This window comes from Bacillus horti (genome assembly GCF_030813115.1).
GTDB classification, from domain to species: Bacteria; Bacillota; Bacilli; order Caldalkalibacillales; family JCM-10596; genus Bacillus_CH; species Bacillus_CH horti.
Genome location: NZ_JAUSTY010000002.1, coordinates 1 through 25,579, shown reverse-complemented (window position 1 = coordinate 25,579; position 25,579 = coordinate 1). Strand labels below are relative to the sequence as shown.

Genomic DNA, 25,579 nt, shown 5'->3' with positions numbered 1-25,579 from the left:
TCCTTCATTTGCCCCATAGTTTAGATACTATGATCTACATCCTTGTCAGTCTTGCTCGAAAAACCAAATAATGTTTTTGTTGTCCGTTTAAAAATGGTCCAGAAACTGGCTTTCTCTAAATCCTCCTGAGCTGGAATATCAATTTCTGCTACCGTTTCGCCATTTTTAGTGATTGTTACATGACCAATAACATCTCCCTTTTTAATCGGAGCATTAAGTCCCTCGACATGATGAATAGACGGGCGATACAAATCAACTGATTCTCCTTTTTTCGCTAAAACACTGATCTGATGAGGTACGACCATTTGTAGAGTAGACTCTTCTCCTTTGTCGATCTTCACCTGACGAAGAAAGTCTCCTTTTTCATAAATGGGATGTGATTCATACTGGCTAAAAGCGTAATTTAACATGCTTGTGATGTTTTGGTTGCGCTCCTTTGGAGTTGGCGTTCCCATTACCACGGCGATTACTCTCAGGTTTCCGCGCTTTGCCGTCGCTGTTAAACAATACTTTGACTCCTGAGTAAAGCCTGTTTTCAGACCATCTACACCATCATAAAATTTAACTAAACGATTTGTGTTCACAAGCCAAAACGGCTTAGCAGAATCCTTGCGCAAATAGTCCTCATAAATAGACGTGAATTTAGTAATTTCCTCATGCTTAAGTAGTTCCCTTGACATGAGGGCCACATCCTTTGCACTACTGTAGTGATTAGGAGATGGCAAACCATTCGTATTCGCAAAGTTCGTATTTTTCATCCCTAGCTGCCCAGCTTTTTCGTTCATCATTTTCACGAAGTTTTCCTCAGAACCAGCGATATGTTCGGCCATAGCTACTGTAGCATCATTCCCAGACGCAATAGCAATCCCCTTCATCATATCCTCAACGGTCATTTCCTCTCCAATCTCAAGGAAAATCTGCGAACCTCCCATAGATGCGGCTCTTTCACTTGTCCTTACTTTTTCGTCCCAGGTCAGCTTACCGCTATCTATAGCTTCCATAATTAGAATCATGGTCATGACCTTAGTTATACTTGCAGGTGCCAGCTGCTTATCACTCTCTTTTTCATACAAAATAGTTCCTGTATCCATATCCATTAAAATAGCTGCCTTGGCTTCTGGCGTAAGCTGTAGTTCAGGTTCAGCGGCATGGCTAGTTACAGAAAACGCATAACATTGAAGTAATAAAGTTAATGACATGATTTGAGCTATCCTTTTAACCATAAACTCCCTCCATTCTTTTAATATCTATTTTCGTCCAATATTTAGTAAATTATTCCTTAATATTTTTTGCACAAAAAAAGCAGGCTCTCTAATAAGCCTGCTTTCATATCTCAGTCAACCATTTCCTGTGTAGACAGCTTGGAAAAGATAACTACATGATCAACTATTAAACAATATTAAATTTAGAGCCGCCAGGAGTACAAGACTCATCGCTAGCTTTTTTATTAATGCTTGGGGCAATCTATCGAACCATTTAAGCCCTAGAGTTGAACCAAGAAAAACACTCCCTATCCCAACTATAAAGTACAGATAGAAGCTTGTATTAATATCTCCATGACTTCCGTGCAGGATTAACGTAAATAAGCTAGTTAGGAAAAACGTTGCCTGGAGATTTGCATTATATTTTCGCTTATCCTGGTAGAGTAGCAAAAAATAAAAGACAAAAAATGGGCCTCCTACAGCAAAAACTCCTCCTATAAAGCCTCCTAAGGACCCTAGTAAAACAGGAACAATAGGCTTCATCCATACCTCAGATACTTGACGATCCTTCTTAAAGAATAAATAAAGAACCAACAGAACAAGAAATACACCAAGCCATTTTTTCAGAAAGTCCATTTCTCCATAAGTAGTGAGGAAAAAGAATGCCATTAGTCTCCCAACAAACGCTCCACTCAAAATGATAAAGAGGCTCCTCCACTCGATATACTTATATATTTTAGAGAGTATGTTGAGAGAGAGGATGAGGGTTAGGGACATCACAAGCAACGTGCTATCCTTCAAGCTAAACATAATAGGGAGCATTCCCATGGCAACTAAACCAAAACCAAAGCCACTTGCTCCTTGGACAAAGCTACCAATGATGAAGATTCCAATGACAAAGATTAGCTCCCACCACATAAAACTACTCACAAGGCTCACTCAATTGTTTCGTAGATCATAGGAGTGGAATCAATCTTCTGTGCTGTCAATGAAATAGCTCCCTTAAAGCTATCAATACTAGCTTTGACATCCTCTGTGTTACTATGGAAGATCGCTAGCACATCACCTTTCTGAACATAGTCCCCTATTTTTTTCTTTAAGGTAATGCCAACGGAATGGTCAATTTGATCATCCTTCGTTTTTCTCCCCGCGCCTAGAAGCATAGCAGCAACACCAACGGGTTCTGCTTCCAGCTTCTCAACGTAGCCCTCTGCGTCAGAAGTAATCTCGATTTGGAATTTCGCTTTGGGTAGCTTTGCTGGATCAATGATTTGCTCTACATTTCCTCCCTGAGCATCCACAAACGATTTGAAGGTTTCTAGAGCTTCTCCTGAATCTAGGATATGCTCTAGCTGTTTATAAGCCTCTTCAAATTGCTCATATACCCCACCTAACACAGCCATATGAGCGGCTATAGATAAGGATACCTCTCTGAGATCCTCTACCCTCTTTCCTTGTAGTACCTCAATCGCTTCTTTAATTTCATTGGCATTCCCAATCTCATAGCCTAATGGTTGGTTCATATCACTGATAATTGCGATTGTTTTTCTACCTAAGGACTTCCCGATTTGAACCATCGTTTGAGCTAGATCCTTCGCTCCATCTAGAGACTTCATAAATGCTCCAGAGCCTGTCTTTACATCTAATACGATCGCATCTGCTCCTGAAGCAATTTTTTTACTCATGATCGAGCTTGCAATCAAGGGGATACTGTCCACCGTTGCTGTTACGTCACGAAGAGCGTACAGCTTTTTATCAGCAGGAGTTAAACGTCCACTTTGTCCAATAATCGCTAGCTTCTTCGTATTCACCTGTTCAAAAAACTCTTCTCTAGTTAACTCCACTGAGAAGCCTTCAATGGCCTCCAGTTTGTCAATTGTCCCACCTGTATGTCCTAAGCCTCTCCCAGACATTTTAGCTACAGGCACACCTACGGCAGCTACTAGAGGGGCTACGATTAAGGACACCTTATCTCCAACCCCTCCAGTAGAATGCTTGTCTACCTTCATCCCATGCACCTTGGACAAATCAATCGTATCCCCTGAGTGAACCATAGACATCGTTAAGTCAGAAACCTCTTGTGTGCTCATTCCTTTATAATAAATGGCCATGAGCAAAGCTGAAATCTGGTAATCAGGGATTTGCTCCCCTGTATAGCCGTTTACGACATACTCAATTTCCTGTTGAGTTAATGAAGCCCCATTTCTTTTTTTCAGGATTAAATCAGACATTCTCATGTAAGTTCAACCCTCTTTACCAATTCTTTCACAAGCTGAATAAACTTTGGCTTTGTCTGGTTTGCCACAGCCACAACCTGCTCATGAGTCAACGGCTCTAGCTCGGAGCCAATAGCCATATCTGTTACACAGGAAATTCCTAGTACTTTTAGTCCACAATGACTAGCAACGATCACCTCTGGTACAGTAGACATACCCACCGCATCACCACCTAGATTCGCTAACATCGTTAGTTCAGCAGGAGTCATATACGTTGGACCACTTATGCCAGCATAAACGCCTTTCTGTACTTGGATATTTAAATCTGCAGCTACAGTTTCAGCAAATTGAACAAGCTCCGGTGTGTACGCTTGAGACATATCAGGGAAACGAGGTCCTAGATCCGCATGATTACGTCCAATTAAAGGGTTATCCCCTGTAAAATTAATGTGATCCGTAATGAGCATTAAATCTCCCGCAGCAAAGCTACGGTTCATTCCACCACATGCATTTGTCACGACTAGCAGCTCGGCACCGAGCTGTTTCATAACGTAAACAGGAAACACGACATCCTGCATGGAGTACCCTTCGTAGTAATGGAATCTTCCTTGCATTGCTACAACATTTTGACCATTTAATTCACCGATAACTAATTGACCAGCATGACCTTCTACAGTGGATACTGGAAAGTGGGGAATATCCTCATAAGGGATTTGTATAGCCTGTTCAATTTCATTAGCTAGGTCTCCTAAGCCTGAGCCTAGAATTAAAGCTACTCTTGGCTTCACACTGATTTTATCGTTGATATAGGACGCTGCCTCATTGATTTTTTGTAGTTGTTCCATAATTAATCCTCCTCATCACACTTAAAGTGCTTACTTCATGTTATGAATAATTCCTCTAACTAATTTTAAAAACGATTCTTTTGCCACTTCAGCCGTTTCCATCACCTCGTCATGTGACAACGGCTGATCTAAAATACCTGAAGCCATGTTGGTAATGCACGAAATTCCTAGCACATCGAGCTTAGAATGTCCTGCTATAATAACCTCTGGCACTGTAGACATTCCTACAGCATCTGCCCCCATCTTGCGTAGCATCTTGATTTCAGCAGGTGTCTCATAGCTTGGTCCTACTACTCCAGCATAAACGCCTTGAACAAGCTGTAGTTTATTCTGTTCAGCAATACTCAAAGCTAACTGCTGAAGGCTAGGGGTATACGCCTGTGACATATCAGGGAAACGAACTCCATAAGCTGAGTCGTTTGGGCCAATAAGAGGGTTCCTACCTGTAAAATTAATATGATCCGTAATGAGCATTAAATCTCCAGCTTGAAACGTGGTATTAATTCCTCCAGCAGCATTAGTCACAATGACTGTACGTACACCTAACTGCTTCATCAATCGAACAGGCATAGTCACTTGCTCTAGAGAATATCCTTCGTAATAATGGAATCTCCCCTGCATGGCAATCACTTGTTTTCCTTCAAGCTCTCCAAGAACAAGCTGTCCCGCATGTCCTTCTACAGTTGAAACTGGAAAACCAGGAATTCCCTCAAACGGTAGCTTTACTGGATGATCGATCTCATTCGCTAAAACTCCTAAACCAGAGCCTAAAATCAAACCAATCTCTGGCTTAGCCTTGCTATGTGATTTTACGTATTCTGTTGCTTGCTCAAGAGCTTCACTTAATGAAGCTCCGGAGTATGATTTATTGGTACTCAATAGTTTCTCCTCCCTACTACTTTTGCTTGACTTGCTCTAATAAATGTAAAAAGCTTCGTCCATGCTCCGGGGCTTGGACATTAAAGTTAGCAGCGATGGTTGCCCCTAAATCAGCAAAGGTTTCTCTATCGTCTAGCTCCAAACCTTCATTAAATGAAGGAGAGCAGATCAGGAGAGGAACATACTCTCTAGTATGATCTGTGCCGTGATGAACAGGATCATTTCCATGATCTGCTGTTATAACTAACAGGTCATCCTCTGATAATAAAGCCATCATTTCTGTTAATCTTTGATCAAATTCTTCTAATGCTTTCCCATATCCTATTGGATTTCTTCGATGACCATATAAAGCATCAAAATCTACCAAATTAACAAAGCATAGTCCTGTAAAAGGCTCCTTCATTGTCTTAATCAATTGATCCATTCCGTCCATGTTAGACTTCGTTTTAATGGATTTAGTTACACCTTCACCATCAAATATATCTGAAATCTTCCCGATAGCAATGGAATCAAAACCACTATCCTGTAAGGCGTTCATGACAGTTGGCTGATAAGGCTTTAAGGCATAATCCCTCCGATTAGGTGTACGCTCAAATTCTCCTGGCTTGCCAACGAATGGTCTTGCTATGACTCTGCCTAACGTATATGGATCATGTAAGGTTAATTCTCTAGCCACCTCACAGGCCTTATACAGCTCATCTAAAGGAACCACGTCTTCATGAGCTGCAATTTGGAAGACACTGTCCGCAGACGTATACACGATATACGCACCCGAGTTTATATGCTCTTCCCCTAATTCGTCTAGAATCTCTGTACCAGAGGCAGCCTTATTTCCGATAACCTTACGGCCTGTCCGTTCTTCAAATTCTTGAATTAATAAGTCCGGGAAGCCTGAATCCGTAAACGTTCGAAAAGGCGCATCCACGCGAAGCCCCATAAGCTCCCAGTGCCCTGTCATCGTATCCTTCCCAGCTGATGCCTCTGCCATTTTACCATAAACAGAACGTGTTTCAGATGTTTGTTTAACTCCCTGAATCGCTGAGATATTTCCTAATCCAAGCTTCTCCATGTTAGGTACGTTCAGTCCATTCATTTTATCAGCAATGTGAGCCAACGTATGCGCCCCTTCGTCGTTAAAGGCAGCAGCATCTGGTAGCTCTCCAATGCCAACACTATCCATAACAACGACAAAGATTCTTTTAAATGGATATGTAGTCATTTATCCAGTCTCCTACTTGAGTATTTTTTGATAAAGTCATGTTATCATTAAGATTTGCTCATTATTTCCTTATGCTCTCGGATGAGTTTTTGAGTATACATCCTTCAATCTAGTTTTTGTGACATGTGTATAAATTTGAGTTGTTGAAATGTCGGCATGGCCAAGCATTTCTTGAACCGACCTTAAGTCAGCGCCATTTTCAAGCAAATGTGTAGCGAAAGAGTGCCGCAATGTATGAGGCTTAATTTCTTTTTTGATATTCGCTTCCTTCGCGTATTTCTTAATGATCTTCCAAAAGCCCTGACGTGTTAATCTCCGACCATGATGATTTAAAAACAACGCTTTTTCCTTTTTTGACCGTAATAGCTGAGCACGTCCAGAAAGCATGTACGTTTCAACGGCGTTTACAGCGATTTGACCAAGCGGAATAATTCTTTCCTTGGAGCCCTTCCCCATGCACTTCACAAATTCCATCTGTAAATGAACATCCTCTACATTCAGTGAGGTCAATTCTGACACACGCATACCTGTAGCATACAGAATTTCTAGCATTGCTCGATCTCTCTGGCCAAATGCTGGGGCATGTTCAGGAGCAGCAAGTAGCGCCTCTACCTCTGTAGCAGAAAGAACCTGAGGAAGTCTCCTTTCTATCTTAGGGGTTTCTAAATGTACCGTAGGATCATGCTTAATAAGCTGATCTCGAAATAAGTACTGGTAAAAAGCTCGTATAGAGGATATATGTCTGGATATAGTCGAAGTAGCTTTCCCTTCTTTTTTTAAGGAGAGTAGGTAGGTCATGATATGCTGTCGATTCGTTTCATTAAAATTTGAAATACCTGCCCGATCAAGCTCACTCACGAAGTGGGTAATATCTCTGCGATAGGATTGGAGAGTATTTTGAGCTAGTCCTTTTTCAACGGTTAAATAATGCAGAAAGGAGTCGATTGAAGATTTCATCTGAGCACCCTCTTAATTTCTACTCCCATTTACTAGATAAATGAGGTCTACTCTAAAATTATATCAGTTCTACCTCTAAATTCTAGGGCTTGTGTCCATCTTATTTTTACAAAATCATGTTTTTACTTCTTAATTTATTCGCCAAACCAATAATAAAAACGAAGACGTTCAAGAAAAAATTCCATTCCAGAATACTGATTAGGCTGTTCGACCTGCTGTACTACCTTTATCGCTCTACCTTTCGGACCATCATAACGATAGTTTTTATATACCTGATCACCTATCCAGACAATCATGCCATAGAAAAAGAAGGTTAAAGCTATAAAAATAATGACTAGCTTAAGCATGCCTCCTACTTTATGAAATAACGGTTTCATGGACATACCTCCTCAAATTAAGATATGCCAAAAAGACCTTCTTTCATACTCTTTTTAGATAAAATTTCGAGATAAAGAAAGAAACATGCCCTCATCATTCTTTTACGAAGGACATGCTTCTCTCGGCTAATTGAACTAGCTACTAATGTAGAACATCAGCTAATGGTCTAAATGGTAAATCCAGCGCTTTAGATACAGCTTCATACGTTACAGTACCATTAATGACATTGACACCTCTAGCTAGGGCAGCGTTATGTGAAATTGCTTCTTGATACCCTTTGTTAGCAAGCAGTAAAGCGTAAGGAATGGTAACATTCGTCAAAGCGATAGTTGATGTTCTTGGTACGGCTCCAGGCATATTCGCTACCGCATAATGGACAACATCATGCTTCACATAAGTAGGGTTACTATGTGTCGTAACCTTGTCAATCGTTTCGATAGAGCCTCCTTGATCGATAGCCACATCGACTATAACGGAACCAGGAGTCATTTCCTTGACCATGTCTTCCGTTACAAGCTTAGGAGCACGTGCTCCTGGAATAAGGACAGCACCAACAACCAAGTCAGCCTGTTTAACAGCTTGAGCAAGATTAAACGGGTTAGAAATAAGAGTCTGTAACCTTCCAGCAAAAAGATCATCAAGGTAACGGAGTCTATCCGGATTAATATCAATTAGTGTAACCTGAGCCCCTAGACCCATGGCCATCTTAGCTGCGTTTGTGCCAACGATACCTCCACCAACGATGACAACACGACCAGGAGATACACCTGGAACCCCTCCGAGTAGTACACCTTTTCCGCCATGAGATTTCTCTAGGAACTGAGCTCCAATTTGAACAGACATTCTTCCTGCTACCTCTGACATCGGGGTTAAAAGAGGCAACGCACCGTTATCTAATTGGATAGTCTCATAGGCAATGGCTACTACTTTTTTATCCATAAGTGCTTTAGTTAGCTCCGGCTCTGGAGCCAAATGTAAATATGTAAATAAGATCAATCCTTCTTTGAAATGGATAAACTCTGAAGCTAGTGGTTCCTTAACTTTCATAATCATCTCAGCCTGTCCCCAAACATCCGCTGCCTCAGCAATGATTTGGGCTCCTGCTCCGATATAATCATCATCTGTAAATCCACTGCCAAGCCCTGCATTCTTTTCTACTAGAACGGTATGACCAGCATGAGTGAGAGCTTGTACACCTGAAGGTGAATTGGCTACTCGATTTTCGTTATCCTTAATTTCCCTAGGAATTCCAATAATCATGCGTTGTTGACCTCCTTCAATCCCCAAAAATATATTTCAATCATTGATTCGTTTTTAGTATACCCTTTACAACAATAATACTCATTCGTCCCTTTGTAAAGGTATTCAAAGAAAAAAAGTATAAGTTACTAATGTAACTTATACTTCATTATTCCTCATCTTTACAACGGTAGCAAATACCATGGAACACCAAGCGGTGATCATTGATTTTAAAATTAAATGTCTTTTCTACCTTTTTCTCTACATCACCAAGTAAATCCTCAAGAATTTCATCAACCGTTCCACATTGTACACAAACTAAATGGTGATGAAAGCGATCGGCGCCCTCTGCGTTTAAATCATATCGGGCTACTCCATCACCAAAATTTATTTTATGAATGACCTTCAATTCATGTAATAGCTCTAAGGTTCGATAGACAGTAGCTAGCCCAATTTCGGGAGACTTCTCTTTTAAGAGTAGGTATACATCTTCCGCACTAAGATGATCTTCTTCATTTTCTAGTATAACTCGAACAGTAGCTTCACGTTGTGGGGTTAATTTGTAATTGTGAGCATAAAGCTGTTGCTTAATTCGTTCAATTCTTTCTTCCAAGCATACCCCTCCCTCTAACCTACATCTGTAAATTATTATAGATAGGGATGCGCAAGAAGTCAAATGATTAGCCGATTATCCAACCATTTTCATTACGGTTGGAGAAAAGTATGTTTCAAACAGAGCGACAAGAAAAAGAACAATAGACAAAGCTAGCATAACAGAAGTATATTTGATAAAGCTTGGACGCTGGCGTATCCGTTGCTGTGCTACTAAATGTGCAATTAGCTTTAGTGAGAAGGAGATACTGAGAACACTGATGAACAAAAGAGCTGGAACAAGAATTAAGTTCTGGGGAACAATAGTAACAACAGAAAACAATAGTCCTTTAAGCCCCATCTGATGAATAAAAAAACCTACTGTAAAGCCAATAAATACTCCTTTTAGAAAAAGGAGGACAAGGATTATCGGTAAGCCTATAATAGATAATCCTAGAATCCAAATGAAGCCCATATATTTTAAGTGATTAAAGAAATTTTGTCCTAAGGCATGCTGGCTATCAAAAAAATGATCACTTCTTAATTGATTCATAAATTGTTCAAAGTAATAGAATAAGTCGGCTTGTTGGTTATATCCTAGGCTTTGGACGGTCAGAGTGCCAAAAATAACTCCCATGACAAATAAGATAACAACGAAAAGGTAGAGGGATGAATGATCTTGAACGTGCTGGTTCATAACTTGTCCTATTTTGAATCGCATGGAAAATGGTCCTCCTCATAGAGCTTTGTACTACCATATGTGTGAAGGACTTTAATTATGACTATTTTCCAATTTTCCCATAAAGCCCGGCTCCACCTGAGTGAATCGCCAAGCTACCCTTTCTAGCTGCTAAGATCATATGGGCTACTTCATCCCGTACATATTTTGTTAGTTCATCAAATGTACAGTGATGTATAATGTTCATCTCTGTACCGTAAGCGTGTAACAGAGCTTTAAATCCTTTAGGCCCAAGCTTAGGAATAAACTCTAAAGGAATTTGATGCGTGTATGGAGGTCTATGACGTTCTTCTGCCCACACGGAATTATTAGCCTCTTTCTTTTGCAGAATTTCAAGCTCCTCTATTCTCCTGCTCACCTCGCTATAGTATTTTCCTAGTCTAGGGCTAAGACCGTAATTGCCAAGTATTCCGCCTTCACCTATACCTCTCAAGGCATAAGCTAAGCTAGTAAAATCCACTTCTTCTAATGACATGAGCTGATATTCTCTAGCTATTTTAGAAACAGAATGAGCATCTGAATTTGTCAGAAAGGTATACCTGCGTAGCTCTGGCAATTGATCTGCCATAGCTGTATCAGAGCTAAGTCCTAGCTCTACCGCGTCAATTAAATCTGGATTAAGGATTTCAGTTATACTGCTTTTTACCCCTCTCCCGTATACACTTTTATGTGGCGTGAAAATATGAGCGGGAATAAATAAGCCTCCTAGCTCTTTGACGATTTTCTGGCACTGTCTAATTGGAGCATAGCTTCTCTGTGAGCTTAGAGTTATATTCTTTTGATACTTGCTCATCCACGAGCTGAAAAAGCTCATTTCTTCTATTGTGGGTAGAAAACACAATACATGAACGGGGCCTTGACAGTCTTCATCATAGAACTCCATCTCCGTTCCAAGGATTAAAGTCATTTTTTCATAACGAAGACCACCACCGGGTAACATTGAAGCTTTTCCTTGACGAATTAGCTGCTTTAACTCCGCTAACACTTCTGGAACGTGACAGTCAATCACGCCAATCATGCCTAACCCTTTTCGTAAACTAGCTTCTTCGAGTATCGTTTGTATGGTTAGGGATTTTGAACCCGTTATTTTTACAGGTTTCCCTGTCTGTGTACGACCAATATGAATGTGAAGATCGGCAAATATTTGCTGCATGGTACACCTATTTACTTCTCTTTATATTCTTTATGAGCCAATGCTGGATAGCATAGGCTGTTTTTGCGTCATGAATATGCTTTTGTTCTAATAGCTCCTGAGCCTCAGCTAACGTAACTTCAACAACCTCGACAAACTCATCGGGATCGGGCTGAGCCTCTCCTTTTTCCAAGCCCGTAGCTTCAAAAAGGTAGATTAACTCATCAGCAAAACCAGGAGATGTATAAAAGGAAGTCAGCTCCTTCATGAAAGATGCTGAATAACCAGTCTCTTCCTTAAGCTCTCTCACGGCACAAGCACTAGGGGCTTCATTTGGATCAAGCTTACCTGCTGGAATTTCATAGATTTCTTTTTCTAACGCTTTACGGAACTGTCGAACTAATACTAATTTATTCGCACTTGTAATAGGAATAACAGCTACAGCGCCGGGATGCTTTACAACTTCTCTTTTTGCTTGTCCCCCATTGGGTAACTGGACATCCTCTAAATAGAGGGAAATGATTTTACCTTCATATATTAGCTTCGATGCTATTGTTTTTTCAAGAAATTGACTCACTGTTACAGCCTCCTTCATCTAAATCAAATCTTCTTGTAGTAACACTCGAATCGTATCCATCATTTGAAGGATACCTTCACTAGATACGATACAGTTATTCTACCACATTTGACCGATATAGCTTAAAAGCAGCACCAACAGCATAAAAGAAATACGGCTCTTGCTCATATCCCCTTCCCATCGTTTTAATAGGATGTTCGTACCAATTCAAGGCCTGCTCTATATCAGCTTTAAAAGAATCAATAGGAATTTTTGCTACCGCATGCTTGTTGGCTAATTTAGAGAACTGTTTTTCAAGTATACCTTGATCCTGTGACCCTATATCCTCCACTTTTCCTATATTTTCATTTGAATTTGGTTCAACACCAGCTAATGTCCTCACAGGATATGGAATCTGAGCTGAAGCTAACGAGTGTTTCAATAAAGGCTCAAGCATATGGTGACTCAGACCTTTATGCCGTAAACGTGGATCTCTAAATTGTATTCGCGGGATTATGATCCCTTTTCCTCCACAGGTATGAATAGCATGAAGCCAATGAACTAACTGCATCCCACTAAATCCCCGCTGACTTCCTGTACCAATGACTCCTGGACCGTGAGTAATAATAATATCATCCGCTTGCAATAATTTATAAGCTGCTTCAAGAGCCGTATAGATGTTAATTGTCTCTACATCTCCTCCAACAGCTTGCCCAAAAGTGATCGTTGTTAGATTAAGCTTTTCTTTAAGAAAATGAACATGCTCACTAAAAGCAATATGTAAAGAGGCTTGATCGTCCATGATATAGACTATCTTTCTATTCTCCTGGTAGGTTTCAATTAGTGATGCCATGATAGGAAGCATACTATGTAACTCTCCAAGCAAGACCCTCTTTCCCTCTAAGGAAAAAGAAGAAGAAAACAACGAATGTACATGACTATCTTCAGATTCAATAGACAGAACTGGTACTTGGACGGGGGTGTAGCGTAGCTTCATAATATGTCCCGGGGGCACGGATTTGGAGGAGGATTCTTGATGCGATTCATAAATAGCCATAACGAACCCATAGCCACCTGTCCCCAATCCTAAGTCTATAGCTGAAGTGTTGACTAAAACTCTGTCTCCCTCTGTGCATTTTTTCTGATCATAAAGATAGTGGATCGCTTTTATGTATTTCATCTTTACGTAAACCTCCAGAATTTGCTTATCCTCCCTGCATTCAATTACCTTAATTACGTCACCCCAAACATTTTGCATATTGCTCCTCCAAGTTCTTAAATGTAGGTTTAGAAAAAAATAAAAATGTGTATAGAATAGATGTGGGCTCTCACCGATTAAAAAATTTGATTCGTTTGTATTTATTGAAAATTTGAAATAGCAATGATACGATAGAATCGAATTATATTTTAGGAGGGTGAATTATGAAAAAAAGGAAATCAATTCTTACGCTGATCATTCTTTCTCTTGCCCTTGTTTTAGCTGCCTGCGGAGGTAATGGTACAGAAAATGGTAATGGGGAGCAACAAGGATCAGATTCATCTGGCGGTAATGGGGCTACTTCTTCCATTATTATTGCTACTGGTGGTACAACTGGTACATACTATGCCTTAGGTGGAGCGTTAGCAGTTAATATTGAGCAAAAGACGAATATTAATTCATCAGCACAAAGTACAGGAGCATCTGCTGAAAACATGCGTTTACTTCGCACAGGAGATGTGGATCTAGCCTTTACACAAGGGGATATTGCAGATTATGCAGTAAGTGGTTCAATTATGTTTGAAGCAGATGGAGCGATTGAAAACATTCAAGGCATTGCTTCTCTTTATAATGAAACGATTCAGATTGTAGTCGCTGAGGATAGCGATATTCAGTCCGTAGAAGATTTAGCGGGCAAAAGAGTTTCTGTTGGTGCCCCTGGAAGCGGAACAGAGGCGAATGCTGAGCAGATTCTAGAAATTTACGGAATGACCTTTGATGATCTAGGCCGTGCTGATCGTTTAGCGTTTGGTGAATCAACAAGCTTTATCCAGGATGGTTCATTAGATGCTGCTTTTGTTACTGCAGGAACACCAACAGCAGCTGTAAATGAGCTAGCAGCTACTAGAGGAGTACGTATTGTTGGTCTTGATGATAGTCATATTGCTGATCTTATAGACCAATACCCTTATTATGCGGAGGAAATCATTCCGGCTGGTACCTACTCTGGTTTTGATGAGGAAATCAAGACGGTTGCTGTTAAAGCCCAGCTTGTTGTTCGTTCAGAGCTAGAAGAGGATGCTGTCTATGAAATAACAAAGGCATTATTTGAAAGCATTGATGCGTTAGGCTCCACGCATGAGAAGGGATCCCACATCAGTTTAGATACGGCATTAGAGGGATTAAGCTTAGAGCTTCATCCTGGAGCAATTAGATACTATGACGAGCAAGGCATCCAAAGGTAAGCGTGAAGGGGAAGGCTTTCAGAGTCTTCCCCACATACTACGATTTAAAAAAAATAGAGCTATTATAATCACTCTTATCGTCGGTATATGTTTAATAGGTACGTTTTATTTTCTTCTTTCCCCTTTATTTCCCCAACTAACTTTTACGGATGGCAAGACCAATCAAGTTGTTGGGGCATTTCAAATAGGGATTGGAGATTTTTTTGATATTCACTATACGCATTCCATTCATAAAACATTGGTTATTGAGAGATATAAAATTGATGAGAACTATCATATTGTAGTCGATCAATTGATTTATGAATCGTTTGGTGTAGGTATGCCTTCATCCCCTGAGGAGGGCCAAAGATTCCGGCAAGAAGATGGTAAATTTATTATTGATAACATCAATCGAGTTCTTCCCTTCTTCGACCTATCCGTAGGACAAGTTGTAGCCAATCATCAATTGAAAATTCATGATGAAAGTATTAAACTTTCTGACATGGTTACTCCAGGAAATTGGCTGCGCATTGAAGTTAAAAAGGTACCTCTTATTCGATTATGGAAGGAAGGGATATATCTTGACAAATCAAAACATAGCTGATCAAAACTCAATAAATGATCAACAGGCTAGGGAGCTTGTAGCTAAATACGATAAAGAATCCTCCTATCGTAATTTAAAAGGAAAAATGGGCTGGATTATTACAGTCATGGCGGTTGGTTTTTCTCTTTATCAAATATATTCATCTCTATTTCCGTCACCACCTGCACAAATTCACCGAACGATTCATCTGGCTTTTGCGTTAGGACTCATTTTTCTACTCTTTCCAGCTACGAAAAAAGGGGATCGTACCAAAATTGCTCCAATAGATATTTTACTGTCCATTGGAGCCATGGCTTCAAGTCTATATTGGGTTTTTAATTTTGAAGCGTTGATTGTAAGGGTTGGAGCCTATACTCAAACAGATATCATTGTAGGTGGTATTGTTATATTATTTGTCCTAGAAGCTACAAGAAGAGTTATTGGTCTGCCGATTGTAATCATTGCCATAGTATTCTTGCTCTACGCCTATTTCGGTCAATATATGCCTGGTTTCTTAGAGCATAGAGGCGTGTCTTTAACAAGATTAATAGGTCATACCTTTTTTACTCTAGAAGGAATTCTAGGAACACCATTAAGTGTCTCTGCAACGTTCATCTTTATGTTTCTATTGTTTGGTGCTTTTTTAGAAAGAACAGGCGTAGGGGCTTATTTTAACGATCTAGCATTAAGATTAGCAGGAAAGAGAATGGGTGGACCTGCGAAGGTTGCTATTTTCTCTAGTGCTTTGCAAGGAACTGTAAGTGGAAGCTCTGTAGCAAATGTCGTAACATCAGGCTCATTTACAATTCCTATGATGAAAAAGCTTGGCTATCGTCCAGCCTTTGCTGGTGGAGTAGAGGCTGCTGCGTCTACAGGGGGACAGCTAATGCCCCCAATCATGGGAGCTGCTGCCTTTCTTATGGCAGAATTTACTGGTATCCCCTATTGGGATATTGCAAAAGCTGCTCTCATTCCTGCCCTCCTGTATTTTACTGGGATTTGGATCATGGTTCATTTGGAGGCAAAACGAATAGGACTTCGTGGACTTAAGGAAGAAGAACTCCCTAACAAAAAGGAAGTTTTAAAAAAGATATACCTTCTGCTTCCAATTGTCGCAATTATTGCTTTTCTGATGATGGGCTTAAGTCCCTTACGTGCTGCTCTCTACGGGATTGTCGCCACAATTGTTGTCTCAGCCTTTAGAAAGGAAACCAGACTTTCAATCGGAGATATCTTCAAAGCGCTTGAAAATGGAGCGCGTGTGGCATTAGGGGTTGTAGCTGCCACAGCAACAGCAGGAATTATTATTGGAATCGTAACTTTGACTGGGGTAGGGCTAAAATTTGCAAATGGCCTAATTGGAATATCTGGAGGTATTCCAATCCTTGTTCTCTTCTTTACAATGATTGCATCCATTATTCTAGGGATGGGTACTCCAACGACAGCAAACTATATTATTACATCAACTATTGCTGCACCAGTTATATTGGCCATGGGCGCACCTATGCTTTCAGCACACTTATTCACATTCTACTTTGGAATTATTGCTGACATTACACCGCCTGTTTGTTTAGCTGCCTTTGCAGCTGCTGGTATAGCAAAAAGTAGACCACTTCAAACAGGAATTAATGCTTCAAAGCTGGCGATAGCTGCGTTTATTATTCCATATATCTTTGTCTTGTCCCCACAAATATTAATGATAGAAGGGACTTTGCTCACATCTCTATTTAGTATTTTTACAGCTTTGGTAGGTATGTTAGGTATTGGAAGTGGGCTAGTTGGATTCTGGCTTGTTAAAATGCCATTTTGGCAAAGAACCATGACTATTATTGGTGGGTTAGTTTTAATCTACCCAGGTGTAATTACTGATTTAACCGGACTTATCCTGCTTGGAACTGTATTTCTTTTTCAGTTCACACAGTTCAAAAACAAGCAAAACGATTCATCTGGTTTCCAAACTCAGTAGGAAGCTTAGCTATATCATGGTAGAAAAGGCTGGGAATTTAATTCCCAGCCTTTTCTACTTAAATGAAATAAAATAATCTAATCATAAGTAGCTTGTCTAGAAATTTTAATTGGAACCAGAAGGCACCCAGATTGAAACAGAACCATCGTTAACACTAAAAGTGCCATGCCCTGTTGAATCAATCGTAACACTACCAGAACGATTCCCTGTTACATCAATCCAGGTTTCGTTCGCATGCTGTGATCCTACGTACATCGTTTTTGTCCCACCTAAACGGTTTGTTATTAGCGTGGCTAAACCAGAATTCGGTTTAGAGGAAATTCCCTCTCTCGTCCATCCTACCAAATCAGGATGATCAAAATAGTCATGCTGAGTACCGTAAGCATTATTTTTTCTTGCCAGTAGAATCGGATCTAATTGATCTCTCAATGGGTTAATGTGTCTGCCGTTTGTACCATTTGTACCATAGTAGTCTCCGTAAAAAACCTTAGGGTAACCCTGTTCACGAGTTAATATATACGCATACGCTAATGGTTTGAACCATTCTAATACAGCATCTCCGTGGGCATCATCCCGATCTGGCTGTGTATCATGGTTTTCTACAAATGTTACGGCCTTAACTGGGTCTGCCCCTACAAGCGTTCCATTTGCTAAATTACGCATATCATAATATCCATGAGAGCTAGAGGCCTGTGCGAAGTTTGTGCGCAGTGGAAAATCGAAGAGTGACATCGTTCGATCCGCTCGATTTAAATAGTGTTGAAGCTCATTTAAACCTCCAATGTATTCTCCAACAGTGAATAGCTCTTTTCCTGTTTCATTTCTAGCATGCTGAACAAAGTCTCTCATAAAATCAAATTTAATATGCTTCACCGCATCTAAACGAAAGCCGTCTAGGCCGATCTCATTTGTCAGCCATACTCCCCAATTCTTAATCTCATTGACAACCTCAGGATGATCGAAATCTAGATCTGCTCCCATTAAGTAATCATAGTTTCCATTCTCCGTACTGACTTCCCAATCCCAGCCCTTAGGACCTTCTGTAAATCTAAAAATACGTCCATAATCATCAATTCCATCAAAATGATACCATCTCCATTTAAAAGATGAATATGTGTTATTGCGAGCTTCATAGTTATATACCGTTGCGGCTGAGCGTATCATATCTCCTGAGATATCCTCGTAGCGATTATAAGGATTGACCTCCCTCATCAATACGTCCTCATTCTCATCTGCCCCCATTAAATGATTGACAACAATATCTCCATACACATCAATTTGATTGGATTTTAAGCTGCTTACCGCTTGCTGTAGCTCAGCTTTAGTGCCATATTTAGTGCGAACGGTTCCTTTTTGATTAAATTCCCCTAAATCATATAGATCATAGACTCCATACCCTACATCGTTAGTCCCGACATGCCCCTTATATGCTGGAGGAATCCATACAGCAGTTATACCTATATCACTCAGGTGTGAAGCATCAGCCCCCATGTTATTCCAGTGGTTCCCATGATTTGGGGAATACCATTCAAAATACTGCATGATGACCCCATTAACAGGTTCCTGCTGAGCAGCAGCCTTATCTGTAGCATGGTTTACAAAGCTTAATGCAAATAGACTAGAAAGACATACAAGAAATGCAAGACCTATCGCTATACCTCGACCTCGACCTCGACGACCTTGAAAGCTATCCATTCTTGACATTGCTATACCTCCTTTATAGTTTGTGCAAGCGTTTTCACAAAAAGATAAAAAAACTAACTTATTCAATTTCTTAAAGTAACAAAGCATTTATTAGTTAGTGTGCAAACGCTTTCTTCATTTCCATCCTATCAATCACATATTATTACGTCAATTCATTTTTTTGAAAATACTTAAAAGTGTAAAAAAAGCTTCTATTGAAGCTCTCTCAAAGAAGTCGTCTAGTCCATCATTAGAGGAAGCTTTCACACGAAGTGCGCAAGTGACGCTAAGCAACTAAAGTTGCAAGTCGTCCTATGTCCTGCAGTCAGAAAGTATAAAATTTGAAGAAAACATGGTTCAAATTTTTTTTATACTGTAAAAAAGCCCCTCAAGCTTAACTTAAGGAGCTTTGTTTGATATATTGGGTTACTTATTAATTATTTATTAATTTTCCTATCACTATGGAAGGACTTTAATTCTTTCTTCATTTTCAGGAATTGACGGATTTGTCTTCATGTAATTGATCAAAGCAGTGCTTAAAAGCTCTCCTGTATCTGCAAGAACATTGCCTGAAGCCATCCACTCATATCCATCTCCACCAGAAGCCATAAAGTCATTTGTTGCTACCGTGTAGGTCTTGGTTAAATCAAGTTCTTCTCCAGCAATAGTTACCTCAACCACTCTATTACCAACCGGTTGAGAAGGATCGAAGGTGAACTCTAGACCAGAAACCTGAAGAAATGCTCCATTTTGCTCCGGATAATTGCTGATACTATGCTCTAAGCTGCTTTTGATTTGATCACCAGTTTGCTCAATTTTTACAACGGTGTTGATAAAAGGTAGAACAGCAACCATATTGGCCAATGTGATATCTCCTGGCTCAATACTGGCACGGATTCCCCCACCATTTTGTAAAGCAATATCTGCATCAACCATGCTTCTTAAAGCGTCAGCAATTACGTTTCCTAAATTACTTTCCTTCGTTCTAACCGTTTCTCTTTCTCCATCTAAATAGCTATCTGTTGAGCCAACAACCTCTTCTAACGCTTCATCAATGTCTGCTTTATACCTTTGCACAATCTGATCAATTTCTTGATCTGGTGTGATAGAAGCGTCATCCCGCATTAAATACCCATTTACTCCTATCAATTGTTCATCCTGAAATAATAACTTAGTCACGCCTAATGCTTTCCCATACTCAAACGCTTGCGCAATGTATGTTCCATTTACATTTATTGGTGTCTCAATAGTAGTATGACTATGTCCACCAAGAATAACGTCAATTCCTTCAGTTTGGCTAGCTAAAGTGCGATCAGGTCCATAACCAATATGATTAAGAAAAATAATATGATCTACTTCATCCTTTAATTGCTCCACATAGATTTTTGCTGTTTCAATTTCATCTTCAAACTGAATACCCTCTACGTTATCAGGATGAGTTCTAATTGGCGTATCGGATGACGTTAAAGCAACAACAGCAAAGGATTTTCCTGCTTTTTCTAGCTTAATATACGGATCTAAGACAGTTTCCCCATCCTCAAGGATGTTCGCACTAATGAAAGGAAAATCCAACAGCTCCTCAAACTCATTAAAGCGATCCAAGCCATAGTTAAACTCATGATTTCCTGGAACCATTGCATCAACGCCAAGTTTATTAGCCACTTCAATGGTTGTTAGTCCATCATTTAAGTTTACATAATTTGTACCGTGAAACGTATCACCAATATCAAATAGAAAGACATGCTCATGCTTATTTTTGATCTCTTTAATCAAAGTAGCGATTTTACTTAAGCCCATTTCTCCTAAATCTTCATTATGTAATACTCGCCCGTGTAAATCATTTAAGTGAACAAGCACAATCTTGTCCAGCTGCTGATAGTGGACAAGCAATTGTTCCAGCTCAGCTTTAGTTAAAGGGGCTTTAATATTCATGTTCTCAGTGTTTGAAAATAGGTTTAATTCTTCTGCTGAGATTAAAGTTGCCCGGGCCCAATCACTAACATTTGCTCGTGATGAGAACGTGCTGTTCCCAGACAATGTTGCATCAGTGCCTTTTACATTTAAAGCACGCATATACATGACATAGGCTTGCTCTTTCGTAATCCTAACATCTGGTGCGAAAGTAGATTCGCCCATCCCATTCGTCAGCTCTAATCGAAGAGCTGCTTCGATGTAAGGAGCAAGCTGTCCATTAACATCATTAAATAGGATGCTATCCTCCGTGACCTCCTGTAGCTGTACGTCGAGCGTTTCAATTATGGCCTTGATGAACTCTCCTCTTGTCACAGTATCCTGCTCGGCAACACCTACTTGCATTGGCCATAAAAGCGCCAGTATCAAAGTTACTAACAATACTTTAATCCAAACAGTTTTAAATGTGTACTTTCTGTTTAATAAAGAACTACTCATTTCAGACAACAACCTCCCCTAGGCTTGTTTTGCTATTTAATTATATCTTATTTCCAGCTATTTCTTATATTTTTTATGTAAATTTTCAGTAAAATTCATAATAACAAAATGACCTCTGCTTATTTTAGTTTGATGTACTTACTTGAATGCTTGATTTTTCAGCCTCCCACTTCACCTGTGCATTTATAATTTGTTTCATTGATTACTCCCCTTTTTTCCATATTAGTAGAACCCTCCTCAAACAAAATTTAAAAATAGCATCGTTTAACCCGATATATATTGAAATGGAGCTTTAATAGTAAACAGAAAATGAACCAAATCAGATTTTACGTAAAAAACCATGAAACTGGAGGGTAATTAATGAAAAAATACATCATCTCTATTCTCAGCTTTTTCCCTATCCTATATTTTACCCTGCTTCCAGCAGCACCGGCACAAGCAGAATCTCCATTTACTGATATTTCCTCTCATCATTGGGCCTATCCTTCAATTCAATGGGCCATTGAACATGACATTGTAGCGGGATATCCCGATGGTACCTTTCAGCCCAATAAAGCGGTTTCCGAAGCGGAATTTCTTAAAATGTTTATCCAAACGTATCGTCAGGTCGATTCAGGCTCTACTGTAAAGCATTGGGCAGACCCTTTCTATGCGATTGCGCAGGAAAACAATTTTGTTGTAAAAGGGTATAATGATAACTCCTTTCGCAATCAGCTTATCAATCGACAATCCGTAGCTGAAATCATTGCTGGTGCTGACGGAACTCCACATTTAGGAGACAATGCGGTCCAATATCTTCTAGACAAAGGATACAGCCAAGGAAAAACGGCACGTACTGTGCAAGGCTACCAAGGACAGGATTCATTGACCCGTGCAGAAGCGATCCAGTTCATAAAAAATGTTAAAGAACAAGGGATGCAAGATATCCAAGCAAGACCTAATAAAATAGATATGGATCAAAATGCTGAGAAGGCTGAGGAGAAGGAAAAGAAGGATCATTTCTCCAATCTCTTTGCCACTGACGGTATGTACGCACTAACGAAGCAAGAAGCTGAACTAGCACAACTTATTAACGAATATAGAGTGGAACAGGGACTAACACCGTTCAAATTGTCTAAATCACTTACCAAAGTAGCCAGATATCATGTCTATGACTCCATCGTAAACCTTAAGACTGATGAAAATTGTAATCTTCATAGCTGGTCAAATCAAGGAAAATGGACTGGTGGGTGCTATACGAGAGATCACAGTAACGCTGCACTGATGTGGGACAAGCCAAAAGAAATTACCGACGGGGTTTATTCAGGAAATGGGTATGAAATTTCCTATTGGCATTCTTCAGAAGCAACACCTGACAGAGCTTTAGCTGCTTGGAAGAATAGCTCTGGGCACAATCAAGTAATGGTTGGAACTGGCTCTTGGAGCGACCTCATCGTTATGGGTATTGCCATTGATGGATCCTATGCACATGTCTGGTTTGGGATGGAAGAAGATGTGAACGGATACTTCTCTCAGTAATAACACTCAGTTCTTGCACAAACAGAAATCATACAAGCAGAGGGTATATTGCTTTAACGAAGAATTATTTTTAACTCTAGAATAAAAAGAGGGTTCTTGTGGCTATTTCATATATGCCCACCGAGACCCTCTTGTTTAATTATCTGGCTAATTAGCGCAATACTTACACGTTTAAAGTTTTAGCATTTAAGAAAGGCTTATAGCTATCAAGCTGAGTAAATAGTAGATAGACATGTCACTCCCTCTGTTTTTAACTTATTATTCTTTTTCCTATTTCAATACCTACCAACTTATCTTTCGTTACAACAGCCTTCCTCATTCCTGTTCAATAGTTTGTCTATTTGTCAACATTCGCCTGGTAGATAGGACGAAGACAAGTATTGCAATGACAACCGAAACGGAGCTAACCATAAAAGACATCGAATAGCCAGCAAACTGAGAAACGGTTCCCAAAGCAATAGCTCCTACAGCTATACCCAAGTCAAAAGCGGTAAAAAAGGAAGCATTGGCTACTCCCTTTCTGTCTTGATGCGCAAGTCGTAATGTTACAGCTTGAAGAGCAGGCTGTGCTGAGCCAAACCCAATTCCATATAGAATGGCTGATGTAAGGATCCCAATAAGCCCACTAGAAAGGCTTAACACAATTAAAGCCAAAAAGGTAAACACTAGTGCAGGAACAATAACTGTTGCCTCTCCATGACGATCCGAAAGCTTACCTGCAACCGGTCTAATAGCCGTAAGAGTTATTGCATAAACCAAGAAGAATGTACCTGGATTTACGTCTAAAGAAGCAGCAAACAACGGTAAAAACGTGGTAATGCCTCCATATGAAACAGCTAAAAAGAAAATAGCTATCGTTACAGATAAAACAGACCTATCAAAAAATTGAATGTTCCCCGCACCCTGCTTCCTAGTAAAAGACATTTTTGTACTAAATATTAATAAAAGAGCGATTAAAGAAAGAAGGGTACTAAATAGAAATAAATTCTGAAAAGAAAAGTTCTGAATGATCCAAATCCCAAGTAAGGGTCCAATTGCCATAGACACTGTCATTGCGATTCCATACCAGCCCATTCCTTCTCCACGCCTTGTAGGAGGAATCACATCGGTAACGGCCGTACCAACAGCAGTAGTAGAAACCGCCCAGCTCATTCCATGTAATACCCTAAGTGCCATCAGCATGAGTATGGTTCCAACCCAATCATATAAATACATGGAAAGCGTAAAAAATAGTAGTCCCCAGATGATAAAGGATCGTCTACCATATCGATCTAAAAGACCTCCTACGATAGGGCGTAAGACAACAGCAGCTAACGTGAATAAGCCTGCAGCTAAGCCAACCTGCGATTCATTCCCTCCCATCTCAATAATGTAAAGAGGTAGTGTAGGTAGTAGTAAATAAAATCCCGTAAAAAGGAATAGCATTGAAACGGTCAGCTGAATAAATGATTTTGTCCATAATCGTTCCAAGTTCAATCACCTTCCTATGAAGAAATGACAATTCCTTACCTAGCCAAAATATGTGGATGTAATAACTATCCACTTGCTGGCAAGCCATCATCATTATCTATCGATTTGCTGTTCAACCTGCTTAATCTCACTGCGTACCCAGCCTATGTCCGCTTCAAGTACATGCTTACGATGGTCTAGCATTCGTAAAACGTGGAAACGTTGGCTTTCTTCCATTTCTTTTGTAGACATCATTTGAGATAAAGAAGTAACATATTTGAGGTTGTATGTAAGATACTCTAAATACTGCTCTAAGCAAGCCAACTGTACATCCTTTGGTACATGATGAAAGTAGGACATTTTAAAATGAAAAATAAGCTCGGCGTCAGTGTTGAACTCTAAAGGACTAGCCATTTGCTCCTTAAATCGGTTCCTGCCCGCTTCCGTCAAACCATAAATCTTTCGTGCCCTTGATCCGTTGTGCTCCTCCTCTCTGAGACTGACCCAACCGTTGTTCACAAGCCTCGATAAAAGTGGATATAACGTTCCTGAACTTATCTTTCTAATAGGACCGACAGCATGCTTTAATCGTTCAGAAATCAGATATCCATGCTTATCCTCCTCCATCAGTTGGCCTAATACAAAAATTTCATACATGTTCTTCCTCCTATTTATTATGTTTGTTAAATATGTCGTAACGATATATCGTTTCGATATATAATATTATAAAAAATTTCATTCTTATTGGCAACTAGAATTTTACTTTTTCTAAAAATAGATTAAGGTGTTCCAAACAACAAACAAACCTACCCTCAATTTGCTGAGTAGATTCACTCGCAAGCGTTGAGAATAGGCTTTATCTGTAGCTATTACATATGCAATATTAGCATCAGGTCCTTGACTCTTGACATCAAATGTCATTTGAGTTCCATTATCGTTTCTAGTTTTTATTGCTATACCTCAATAGTACATTTCCAGATTGAAACGTTTTTGCTTCGATTAAACTCAATTCCTTTTGACTCCCTAATCCCTTGAACAATGGTTTACCTGACCCTAAGATAATCGGGTTTACAATGATATGGTATTCATCAATCAGTCCAAGCTCCGTTAACGATGATACTAGGTCGGAGCTACCTAATATGATCAAGTTTTTTTCAGACTGCTTCAGTGCTAGAATTTCTTTCTCAATATCCTGCTTTATGATGCTGGTATTGCTCCAGGTAGCCTCTTCTAAAGTTGTGGAAAAAACAACTTTCGGTAATTGATTCAATTTTTCCGCAATGACGGGGCTATGTTCACTGGCAAAATCGGTTGTCCAAAAGCCAGCCATATGTTCATACGTTATACGTCCAAAAAAGATAGCATCTACAGAATAGAGCATTGCTTCAGCGTATTCATTATATTCACTATCTACCACATGCCAGTCCAGTTCTTGATTAGGTCCTTCAATGAAGTTATCTATAGACACCATCATTTGAGAGATTAGCTTTCCCATTATTATCCTCCCACTATAAAGTAATGTTTTCTCGCGTTTTCTCGCGTATTCTCCCATTTTCAACATTGACAGATTGAGAAGGAGAGTGGAGAATGTCAGGTA

Annotated in this window: 23 protein-coding genes; 4 read left to right on the top strand and 19 right to left on the bottom strand. The window is 39.7% G+C overall.

Annotated elements, in window-relative coordinates:
* Positions 1–20: 20 nt before the first annotated feature.
* From J2S11_RS02135 to J2S11_RS02070, 14 genes are all read right to left on the bottom strand, one after another.
* Positions 21–1,223: a D-alanyl-D-alanine carboxypeptidase family protein gene (locus J2S11_RS02135; protein ID WP_307390279.1), complete on the bottom strand. Its 1,203-nt coding sequence runs from the start codon at positions 1,221–1,223 to the stop codon at positions 21–23.
* Positions 1,224–1,382: 159 nt separating this feature from the next.
* Entirely contained in the window at positions 1,383–2,132 is a 750-nt protein-coding gene (locus J2S11_RS02130; protein WP_307390277.1) for a sulfite exporter TauE/SafE family protein, read from the bottom strand.
* Between the two features lie 5 nt (positions 2,133–2,137).
* Positions 2,138–3,439 (bottom strand): pyrimidine-nucleoside phosphorylase, encoded by a 1,302-nt coding sequence (locus J2S11_RS02125; protein WP_307390274.1) that lies wholly within the window; start codon positions 3,437–3,439, stop codon positions 2,138–2,140.
* Positions 3,436–4,263, bottom strand: coding sequence for a purine-nucleoside phosphorylase (locus J2S11_RS02120; RefSeq protein ID WP_307390271.1), 828 nt, complete (start codon positions 4,261–4,263; stop codon positions 3,436–3,438). Before J2S11_RS02120 ends, J2S11_RS02125 begins: the two co-directional genes overlap by 4 nt.
* 30 nt (positions 4,264–4,293) lie before the next feature.
* Positions 4,294–5,142 carry a purine-nucleoside phosphorylase gene (locus J2S11_RS02115; protein WP_307390269.1) on the bottom strand — a complete coding sequence of 283 codons (849 nt, stop codon included), beginning with the start codon at positions 5,140–5,142 and terminating at the stop codon, positions 4,294–4,296.
* 16 nt (positions 5,143–5,158) lie between these two features.
* Positions 5,159–6,361 carry a phosphopentomutase gene (gene deoB / locus J2S11_RS02110; protein WP_307390266.1) on the bottom strand — a complete coding sequence of 401 codons (1,203 nt, stop codon included), beginning with the start codon at positions 6,359–6,361 and terminating at the stop codon, positions 5,159–5,161.
* A 69-nt stretch (positions 6,362–6,430) separates the two neighbouring features.
* A complete protein-coding gene (gene xerD, locus J2S11_RS02105; RefSeq protein ID WP_307390263.1) occupies positions 6,431–7,318 on the bottom strand; it encodes a site-specific tyrosine recombinase XerD in 888 nt (295 codons plus the stop codon).
* A gap of 134 nt (positions 7,319–7,452) precedes the next feature.
* The gene (locus J2S11_RS02100; protein ID WP_307390259.1) at positions 7,453–7,695 is read right to left on the bottom strand and encodes a DUF4227 family protein; all 243 of its coding nucleotides are present in this window, start codon (positions 7,693–7,695) and stop codon (positions 7,453–7,455) included.
* A gap of 142 nt (positions 7,696–7,837) precedes the next feature.
* Positions 7,838–8,956 carry an alanine dehydrogenase gene (gene ald / locus J2S11_RS02095; RefSeq protein WP_307390257.1) on the bottom strand — a complete coding sequence of 373 codons (1,119 nt, stop codon included), beginning with the start codon at positions 8,954–8,956 and terminating at the stop codon, positions 7,838–7,840.
* A gap of 148 nt (positions 8,957–9,104) precedes the next feature.
* Positions 9,105–9,548 carry a ferric iron uptake transcriptional regulator gene (gene fur / locus J2S11_RS02090; protein ID WP_307390255.1) on the bottom strand — a complete coding sequence of 148 codons (444 nt, stop codon included), beginning with the start codon at positions 9,546–9,548 and terminating at the stop codon, positions 9,105–9,107.
* A 75-nt stretch (positions 9,549–9,623) separates the two neighbouring features.
* Complete coding sequence (spoIIM, locus tag J2S11_RS02085; RefSeq protein WP_307390252.1) at positions 9,624–10,247, bottom strand: stage II sporulation protein M; 624 nt, start codon at positions 10,245–10,247, stop codon at positions 9,624–9,626.
* Positions 10,248–10,308: 61 nt separating this feature from the next.
* On the bottom strand, positions 10,309–11,418 hold the full coding sequence (locus J2S11_RS02080) for an endonuclease Q family protein (protein ID WP_307390251.1): 1,110 nt from the start codon (positions 11,416–11,418) through the stop codon (positions 10,309–10,311).
* Between the two features lie 7 nt (positions 11,419–11,425).
* On the bottom strand, positions 11,426–11,974 hold the full coding sequence (locus J2S11_RS02075; protein WP_307390249.1) for an NUDIX hydrolase: 549 nt from the start codon (positions 11,972–11,974) through the stop codon (positions 11,426–11,428).
* A 94-nt stretch (positions 11,975–12,068) separates the two neighbouring features.
* Complete coding sequence (locus tag J2S11_RS02070) at positions 12,069–13,211, bottom strand: DUF3866 family protein (RefSeq protein ID WP_307390246.1); 1,143 nt, start codon at positions 13,209–13,211, stop codon at positions 12,069–12,071.
* Between the two features lie 164 nt (positions 13,212–13,375).
* On the opposite strand from J2S11_RS02070, the gene J2S11_RS02065 reads away from it, so the two are divergent.
* The 3 genes from J2S11_RS02065 to J2S11_RS02055 are packed head-to-tail and all read left to right on the top strand — an operon-like array spanning position 13,376 to position 16,923.
* Positions 13,376–14,395 (top strand): TAXI family TRAP transporter solute-binding subunit, encoded by a 1,020-nt coding sequence (locus J2S11_RS02065; RefSeq protein WP_307390244.1) that lies wholly within the window; start codon positions 13,376–13,378, stop codon positions 14,393–14,395.
* On the top strand, positions 14,370–14,978 hold the full coding sequence (locus J2S11_RS02060) for a DUF1850 domain-containing protein (protein ID WP_307390241.1): 609 nt from the start codon (positions 14,370–14,372) through the stop codon (positions 14,976–14,978). Before J2S11_RS02065 ends, J2S11_RS02060 begins: the two co-directional genes overlap by 26 nt.
* Positions 14,956–16,923 (top strand): TRAP transporter permease, encoded by a 1,968-nt coding sequence (locus J2S11_RS02055; protein ID WP_370875424.1) that lies wholly within the window; start codon positions 14,956–14,958, stop codon positions 16,921–16,923. Before J2S11_RS02060 ends, J2S11_RS02055 begins: the two co-directional genes overlap by 23 nt.
* Before the next feature lie 105 nt (positions 16,924–17,028).
* On the opposite strand, the gene J2S11_RS02050 is transcribed toward J2S11_RS02055, so the two are convergent.
* Together J2S11_RS02050 and J2S11_RS02045 are read right to left on the bottom strand one after the other, a co-directional pair.
* Entirely contained in the window at positions 17,029–18,618 is a 1,590-nt protein-coding gene (locus J2S11_RS02050) for an alpha-amylase (protein WP_307391071.1), read from the bottom strand.
* Positions 18,619–19,065: 447 nt separating this feature from the next.
* Positions 19,066–21,015, bottom strand: coding sequence for a 5'-nucleotidase C-terminal domain-containing protein (locus J2S11_RS02045; RefSeq protein WP_307390238.1), 1,950 nt, complete (start codon positions 21,013–21,015; stop codon positions 19,066–19,068).
* Between the two features lie 360 nt (positions 21,016–21,375).
* Here J2S11_RS02045 and J2S11_RS02040 point away from each other — a divergent pair, with 360 nt between their 5' ends.
* The gene (locus J2S11_RS02040; protein WP_307390235.1) at positions 21,376–22,533 is read left to right on the top strand and encodes a CAP and S-layer homology domain-containing protein; all 1,158 of its coding nucleotides are present in this window, start codon (positions 21,376–21,378) and stop codon (positions 22,531–22,533) included.
* Positions 22,534–22,848: 315 nt separating this feature from the next.
* Here the strand turns inward: J2S11_RS02040 and J2S11_RS02035 are convergent, their stop codons facing one another.
* The 3 genes from J2S11_RS02035 to J2S11_RS02025 all read right to left on the bottom strand — a co-directional run bounded on the left by J2S11_RS02035 (position 22,849) and on the right by J2S11_RS02025 (position 25,477).
* Positions 22,849–24,003: an MFS transporter gene (locus J2S11_RS02035; protein ID WP_307390233.1), complete on the bottom strand. Its 1,155-nt coding sequence runs from the start codon at positions 24,001–24,003 to the stop codon at positions 22,849–22,851.
* 93 nt (positions 24,004–24,096) lie between these two features.
* A complete protein-coding gene (locus tag J2S11_RS02030) occupies positions 24,097–24,639 on the bottom strand; it encodes a PadR family transcriptional regulator (protein ID WP_307390231.1) in 543 nt (180 codons plus the stop codon).
* Between the two features lie 283 nt (positions 24,640–24,922).
* The gene (locus J2S11_RS02025) at positions 24,923–25,477 is read right to left on the bottom strand and encodes a dihydrofolate reductase family protein (RefSeq protein ID WP_307390230.1); all 555 of its coding nucleotides are present in this window, start codon (positions 25,475–25,477) and stop codon (positions 24,923–24,925) included.
* Positions 25,478–25,579: the final 102 nt, after the last annotated feature.

Coding starts and splice junctions, on each gene's coding strand:
- J2S11_RS02045 (WP_307390238.1), bottom strand. CDS start 21,015: ATGAGTAGTTCTTTATTAAACAGAAAGTACACATTTAAAACTGTTTGG.
- deoB (WP_307390266.1), bottom strand. CDS start 6,361: ATGACTACATATCCATTTAAAAGAATCTTTGTCGTTGTTATGGATAGT.
- J2S11_RS02025 (WP_307390230.1), bottom strand. CDS start 25,477: ATGGGAAAGCTAATCTCTCAAATGATGGTGTCTATAGATAACTTCATT.
- J2S11_RS02060 (WP_307390241.1), top strand. CDS start 14,370: ATGACGAGCAAGGCATCCAAAGGTAAGCGTGAAGGGGAAGGCTTTCAG.
- spoIIM (WP_307390252.1), bottom strand. CDS start 10,247: ATGCGATTCAAAATAGGACAAGTTATGAACCAGCACGTTCAAGATCAT.
- J2S11_RS02040 (WP_307390235.1), top strand. CDS start 21,376: ATGAAAAAATACATCATCTCTATTCTCAGCTTTTTCCCTATCCTATAT.
- J2S11_RS02120 (WP_307390271.1), bottom strand. CDS start 4,263: ATGGAACAACTACAAAAAATCAATGAGGCAGCGTCCTATATCAACGAT.
- ald (WP_307390257.1), bottom strand. CDS start 8,956: ATGATTATTGGAATTCCTAGGGAAATTAAGGATAACGAAAATCGAGTA.
- J2S11_RS02080 (WP_307390251.1), bottom strand. CDS start 11,418: ATGCAGCAAATATTTGCCGATCTTCACATTCATATTGGTCGTACACAG.
- J2S11_RS02070 (WP_307390246.1), bottom strand. CDS start 13,211: ATGCAAAATGTTTGGGGTGACGTAATTAAGGTAATTGAATGCAGGGAG.
- J2S11_RS02135 (WP_307390279.1), bottom strand. CDS start 1,223: ATGGTTAAAAGGATAGCTCAAATCATGTCATTAACTTTATTACTTCAA.
- J2S11_RS02100 (WP_307390259.1), bottom strand. CDS start 7,695: ATGAAACCGTTATTTCATAAAGTAGGAGGCATGCTTAAGCTAGTCATT.
- J2S11_RS02050 (WP_307391071.1), bottom strand. CDS start 18,618: ATGGATAGCTTTCAAGGTCGTCGAGGTCGAGGTCGAGGTATAGCGATA.
- J2S11_RS02125 (WP_307390274.1), bottom strand. CDS start 3,439: ATGAGAATGTCTGATTTAATCCTGAAAAAAAGAAATGGGGCTTCATTA.
- J2S11_RS02065 (WP_307390244.1), top strand. CDS start 13,376: ATGAAAAAAAGGAAATCAATTCTTACGCTGATCATTCTTTCTCTTGCC.
- xerD (WP_307390263.1), bottom strand. CDS start 7,318: ATGAAATCTTCAATCGACTCCTTTCTGCATTATTTAACCGTTGAAAAA.
- J2S11_RS02030 (WP_307390231.1), bottom strand. CDS start 24,639: ATGTATGAAATTTTTGTATTAGGCCAACTGATGGAGGAGGATAAGCAT.